The sequence below is a fragment of the Massilia glaciei genome, assembly GCF_003011895.2.
In the GTDB taxonomy this organism is placed as follows: Bacteria; Pseudomonadota; Gammaproteobacteria; order Burkholderiales; family Burkholderiaceae_D; genus Telluria_A; species Telluria_A glaciei.
On the sequence record NZ_PXWF02000132.1, the window covers coordinates 1 to 5,350 of the forward strand.

Annotated in this window: 4 protein-coding genes; 1 reads left to right on the forward strand and 3 read right to left on the reverse strand. The window is 69.1% G+C overall.

Annotated features, from left to right (window positions below):
* Nucleotides 1-49: 49 nt before the first annotated feature.
* Nucleotides 50-2,599, forward strand: a complete 2,550-nt coding sequence (locus C7C56_RS09665) for a GGDEF/EAL domain-containing response regulator (protein ID WP_106757228.1) — start codon at nucleotides 50-52, stop codon at nucleotides 2,597-2,599.
* On the opposite strand, the gene C7C56_RS09670 is transcribed toward C7C56_RS09665, so the two are convergent.
* The 3 genes from C7C56_RS09670 to C7C56_RS09680 form a co-directional block, all read right to left on the reverse strand.
* Nucleotides 2,589-3,386: a substrate-binding periplasmic protein gene (locus tag C7C56_RS09670; RefSeq protein WP_106757225.1), complete on the reverse strand. Its 798-nt coding sequence runs from the start codon at nucleotides 3,384-3,386 to the stop codon at nucleotides 2,589-2,591. The two genes, C7C56_RS09665 and C7C56_RS09670, sit on opposite strands and share 11 nt — an antisense overlap.
* Nucleotides 3,387-3,409: 23 nt before the next feature.
* Complete coding sequence (locus C7C56_RS09675; RefSeq protein WP_146204381.1) at nucleotides 3,410-3,823, reverse strand: hypothetical protein; 414 nt, start codon at nucleotides 3,821-3,823, stop codon at nucleotides 3,410-3,412.
* A gap of 190 nt (nucleotides 3,824-4,013) precedes the next feature.
* Nucleotides 4,014-5,350 (reverse strand): diguanylate cyclase (locus C7C56_RS09680; RefSeq protein ID WP_146204382.1); only part of this gene is annotated, 1,337 nt, incomplete at its 5' end.

Sequence of the window (5,350 nt, forward strand, 5' to 3'; positions counted from 1 at the left end):
TAGCGCCCCCTTCAGCGCCCCCTCCAGCCCCCGCCACCGGACCCGCACCATGCCCCGACCGAGCCAACACCGCCCGCGCATCCTGATCGTCGACGACGTCCACGAGAACCTGCACCTCCTGATGTCGATCCTGAGCGCGCACCACACCATGACGGCGGCGACCTCGGGCGAGAAGGCGCTCGAGCTGGCGCGCCGCGCGCCCCAGCCCGAGCTGATCCTGCTCGACATCAAGATGCCCGGCATGGACGGCTACTCGGTGCTCGCGCGCCTCAAGTCCGACCCCGCCACGGCCCGCATCCCGGTCATCTTCGTGACCTCGCTGGGCGACGCGGCCGACGTCGCCGGCGGGCTCGAGCTCGGCGTGGCCGACTACATCACCAAGCCGATCGACCCGGAGCTGCTACTGCTGCGCGTGAGCACCCAGCTGACGCTGCGCCGCTACCGCGAGGACAGCGCCCGCTTCGACGGCGAGGGCGGCGCCGAGGCGGCCGGCGCGCCGACCCTGCTGCTGGTCGACGACGTGCCCGAGAACATCCACGGCCTGCTCGAGGTGCTGCGCGACGACTACCGCGTGCTCATCGCCAGCAGCGGCGCCAAGGCGCTCGAGATGGTGCGCGCCGAGTCGCCCGACCTGATCCTGCTCGACATCATGATGCCCGGCATGGGCGGGCACGAGGTCTGCCAGCACATCAAGTCGCTGCCCGAGCACGGGCGCATCCCGGTCATCTTCGTCACCGTCGCCGACAGCGCCGAGGACAAGCTCATGGGCTTCGAGCTGGGCGCGGCCGACTACATCACCAAGCCGTTCGACATCGACGAGGTGCGCGCGCGCGTGCGCACCCACCTCGAATTGAGCCGGCTGCGCCGCCACCTCGAGCGCCTGGTCGCCCAGCGCACCGCGCTGCTCCAGAAGAGCGAGGAGAGATACCGGATCCTGGCCGACTATTCGCCCAACTGGGAGTACTGGCTCGCGCCCGACGGCGGCTACCTGTACGTCTCGCCGGCCTGCACCGCGGTGTCGGGCTACGCGCCGGCCGACTTCTTCGCCGACCCGCTGTTGATGGACAAGATCATCGACCCGCTCGACCTGGCCGCCTGGCACGGCGCCGGGCCGGCCGGCGCGCGCGCCGAGAGCGCGCCGTCGGCGTTCCGCATCCGCACCCGCGACGGCGCCGAGCGCTGGGTCGAGCACGTGGCCAAACGGGTGCGCGACGGCGACGGCAACCCGCTCGGCCTGCGCGGCTCGTACTCGAACATCACCGCGCGCCGCGACGCCGAGCAAAGGCTCGACTTCGCCACCCGGCGCGACCCGCTCACCGGCCTGCCCAACCGCGCCCTGTTCGGCGAGCTGCTCGCGCACGCGGCGCGCCAGGCCGAGCACAACGGCACCGGCTTCGCGGTCCTGTCCCTCAACCTCGACAACTTCAAGACCGTCAACGAGAGCCTCGGCCACGGCGCCGGCGACCGCCTGCTCGTCGAGGTCGCCGCGCGCCTGCGCGCCGCCCTGCCCGGGGTCGACGCCATCGCGCGCGTCGGCGGCGACGAGTTCAACATCGTGCTCGAGCACGAGCCGAACGCGCCCGGAGCCGACCTGACCGCGCAGCGCATCATCGACGCCCTGTCGCTGCCCTACCGGCTCGACGCCAGCGACGCCTATGTCGGCGCCTGCGTCGGCATCGCGCTGTACCCGGACGACGGGCGCGACGTCGGGACGCTGCAAAGCAGCGCCGACGCCGCCCTGCACCAGGCCAAGGCCAAGGGCCACGGCAGCCTGCGCTTCTTCTCGCACGAGATGGGGCGGCGCGCCAGGGACCGGCTCGCGCTCGAGGCCGACCTGCGCGGCGCGCGCGCGCGCGGCGAGCTCGCGCTCCACTACCAGCCCCAGGTCGACCTGCGCAGCGGCGCGCTGGTCGGGCTCGAGGCGTTGATCCGCTGGCACCATCCGGCGCGCGGCAACGTGCCGCCGAACGACTTCATCGCGCTGGCCGAGGAGTGCGGCCTGATCGTCGAACTGGGCGACTGGGTGCTGCAGACGGCCTGCCGCCAGATCCGGTACTGGTCCGACGCCGGCCTGGCGCCGCGCCACACGGCCGTCAACATCTCGGCCGTGCAGCTGAGCCGCGGCGGCCTGCCCGAGGCCGTCAAGCGCGCCATCGGGGCGACCGGCATCCGGCCCGACCAGCTCGAGCTCGAGATCACCGAGAGCTTCGTCATGCTCGAGCGCGAACTGTCGTTCCAGTCGCTCGCAGAGCTGCGCGCGTTCGGCGTGCGCCTGTCGATCGACGACTTCGGCACCGGCTACTCCTCGCTGTCGTACCTGCAGCAGCTCAAGGTCCACAAGCTCAAGATCGACATGTCGTTCGTGCGCGACATGCTCAAGAACGCGGGCAACGCGGCCATCGTCAAGGCCGTCATCGCGCTCGGGCACAGCATGGGGCTCGAGGTCATCGCCGAGGGGGTCGAGGACGTCGAGCAGGCGCGCTTCCTGCGCGGCCTCGACTGCGACGCGGTGCAGGGCTATATGATCAGCAAGCCGCTGCCGGCGCCCGAGGCCGGCGCCTTCCTGGCCGGCTTCGGCGGCGCCGGCTTCAGCGTCTAGGGCGTGCGCCCCCGCGGATGCTGAGCCTGGCCTTGAGCCGGGCCACGTCGCCCGCCGCGGCCATCTGGTCGACGATCGCGTTCATCTGCCCGACCGAGATCGGGCCGCCCCGGCGCACCAGGTGCGACAGCTCGACGAGCGAGTCGTATTCGGGCCCGACGATGATCCGGGCCCGCATCTTGGGGTCGGCCAGGTAGCGCGCCAGGATCACCTCGGGCACGATGCCGATGTCGGCGCGCCCGGCCATGACGAAGCGCACCACCTGCTCGTTCGAGCCGAACAGGTCGACCCTGAAGTGCAGCTTCAGATGCGCCTCGTCCGGATTGTTGCCGAACAGCTGGTAGTGGTAGCCGCGCACGCCGGCGATGTTGCGCGACTTGAGGTCGCGGAACACCTCGGCGCCGCCGAAGCGGTTGTTCCTGGTCGAAAAATACACGTCGCCGCTGGTGAAGATGGTTTTGGTCGGCAGCAGGCCCAGCGCCGGATTGGTCCAGGCCATGGTGCGCAGCGGGTAGACGTCGGCCTGCCCGGCGATGAAGGCGCGGTCGACCCGCAGCCGGGGGTAGATCACGAGCTCGAAGCGGAATTTGTCCTGCACCACGTTCATCCGGTTGACGAAGTCGGCCAGCACGCCGCTGGGCACCTTCCTCTTGTCGAGGTACATGAGCCGGTCCCACGAGTCGGTCGCCACCACCACCTTGACGCGGGCGGGCGGCGGCGCGCCCGCGCACGGCGCCAGCGCCAGGCACAACACGGACACGGCCAGCAGGTTTTTGCAAAGGTTCAAGGGCGCCCTCCAGCGGCATTAATTTACGCGGGACACGGCCGATCACGGCCACCCCTCAATGTAGGCCCGAAACGGTGAAAAGGAAAGGTCCGCCCGATCGCGCGCGTCTTGGCGGGGCGGCGGAACCGGGGGCGGCGGAACCGCCGCGCCGGGTTTGCCGTCCAATGAGAAAATATCCCCTCCCAGGCAGGCACCCAGTTCGGCGGGCTCAGCGAAGGGAACAGCGCCACGATCGCGAGCCAGTCGCCGTCCGAACCCTGGTGCACCAGGGCCGGGCCGCGGCGGCCGGCGACGCTGGCCTGCACGCCCCAGTCGAGGCCGGCGGGGCCGCCGGGCCGCGCCGTCTGCGTCAGGCGGTACGAGGCCGGCGTGAGCAGTTTGCCGCGCCCCTTGGCGCCGGCCAGCTGGTCGAGGCTGAAGCGGGCCCAGTCGCCCATGCTCATGTGCCAAAACGACCTCGGGCGCGTCCGCGAGCGCGGCGGCGATGTAGTCGAGGCGCTGGCGCGCGCGTGCGGCCCCCTGCCCGGGTGGCGAATGGGACGCGCGTGGGAACAGGGATTGTCATCGACGTGACATTTTTTGTCGCGCCTGAAAATTATTTGCAAGGGGCGGGGCGCGCCCCGCGGATCAACCCACCATCCGCGGATCGACCGGCGCCTCGATCAGCACATAGCGGTTGCGCCCCGCGTGTTTGGCCTGGTACATGGCGCTGTCGGCCCGCGCCATGGTCGCCTCGATCGACTTGTCGGCGCGGTCGGAGCAGGCGATGCCGATGCTGACGGTGAATTTCAAGGCGATGCCCTCCCAGCCGATGTCGGCCGCAGCCAGGGTTTCCATCAGGCGCTGCGAGAGCTGCGCCGCCGCCGCCGCGTTGGTGCTCGGCGCGATGACGACGAACTCCTCGCCGCCGATGCGCCCGAACACATCCGAGTCGCGCAGGCGCTTCCTGACGAGGCCGGCCAATTGGATGAGCGCGGCGTCGCCGGCGGCGTGGCCGTGGGTATCGTTGATGGCCTTGAAATGGTCGATGTCGATCAGCAGGACCGACAGGTCCCAGTTGTAGCGGTTGGCGAGGCTGAACAGTTTGGTGCCCATGTCGAGCAGGTAGCGGCGATTGAAGATGCCGGTCAGCGGGTCCGTCATCGCCATCTGGCGCAACTGGTCGTTGGCGCTCTCGAGTTCCCGCGTCCTTTGCTCGAGTCCGGCGTTGGCCTGGGCCAGTTCGCAGGTGCGTCCGACGACCTTGGCCTCTAGCGTTTCGAGCAGATCGGCGTTGGCCAGGCCGAGCGAGACGTTGGCGCAATAAATATCGATCATCTCGATGTCGAGGGTGTTCAATTCGCGGCCGGAGTCGATGTAGATGACGATCTCGTACACGCTGGCGGAATAGAAATAGATCGAAAAGCGGCCCGGCTCGTACGAACTGGCCTTCCTGGCGAGGGTGTCGGCGATCGCCGCGCGCACCATGCTCGGAAACGCGGAGCTGCTGCTGGCCTGCCCCATGTAGGAGTCGTATTTGCCGGAGGCGGCCATGACCTTCTCCTCGCCGCCGGGCGAGGCGAGGTTACGCACGTAGAGCATGGCATCGTCGCCGAGATGGAAGATCGCGTTGATCTGGGTGAGCACCCCGCTGAGGAATTGGTGGACCGATTGATTCCTGAAGAGCTGGCCCGAGCCTTCGAGGATGTCCTGCAAGCCCTGGCGGCTGTTGCTGATGGTGACCAGGTCCTCATACGAGCGCAGCGCCGCGATCAGCGACGTGAACAGGCGGTCGACGGTCAGCTCCGATTTTTGCTTGTAGTCGTTGATGTCATATTTGATGATGACTTCTTTCTCGGGCGCCTGGCCGGGCTGGCCGGTGCGCAGGATGATGCGCACATCCTTGTTGCGCAATTCATCGCGGATATAGCTGACGAGGTCGAGGCCGGCGCGCTCGTTCTCCATGACGACATCGAGCAGGATGA

Excerpts from the sequence above, each read along its gene's own strand:
- C7C56_RS09675 (WP_146204381.1), bottom strand. The coding sequence starts at position 3,823 with ATGGGCGACTGGGCCCGCTTCAGCCTCGACCAGCTGGCCGGCGCCAAG.
- C7C56_RS09665 (WP_106757228.1), top strand. The coding sequence starts at position 50 with ATGCCCCGACCGAGCCAACACCGCCCGCGCATCCTGATCGTCGACGAC.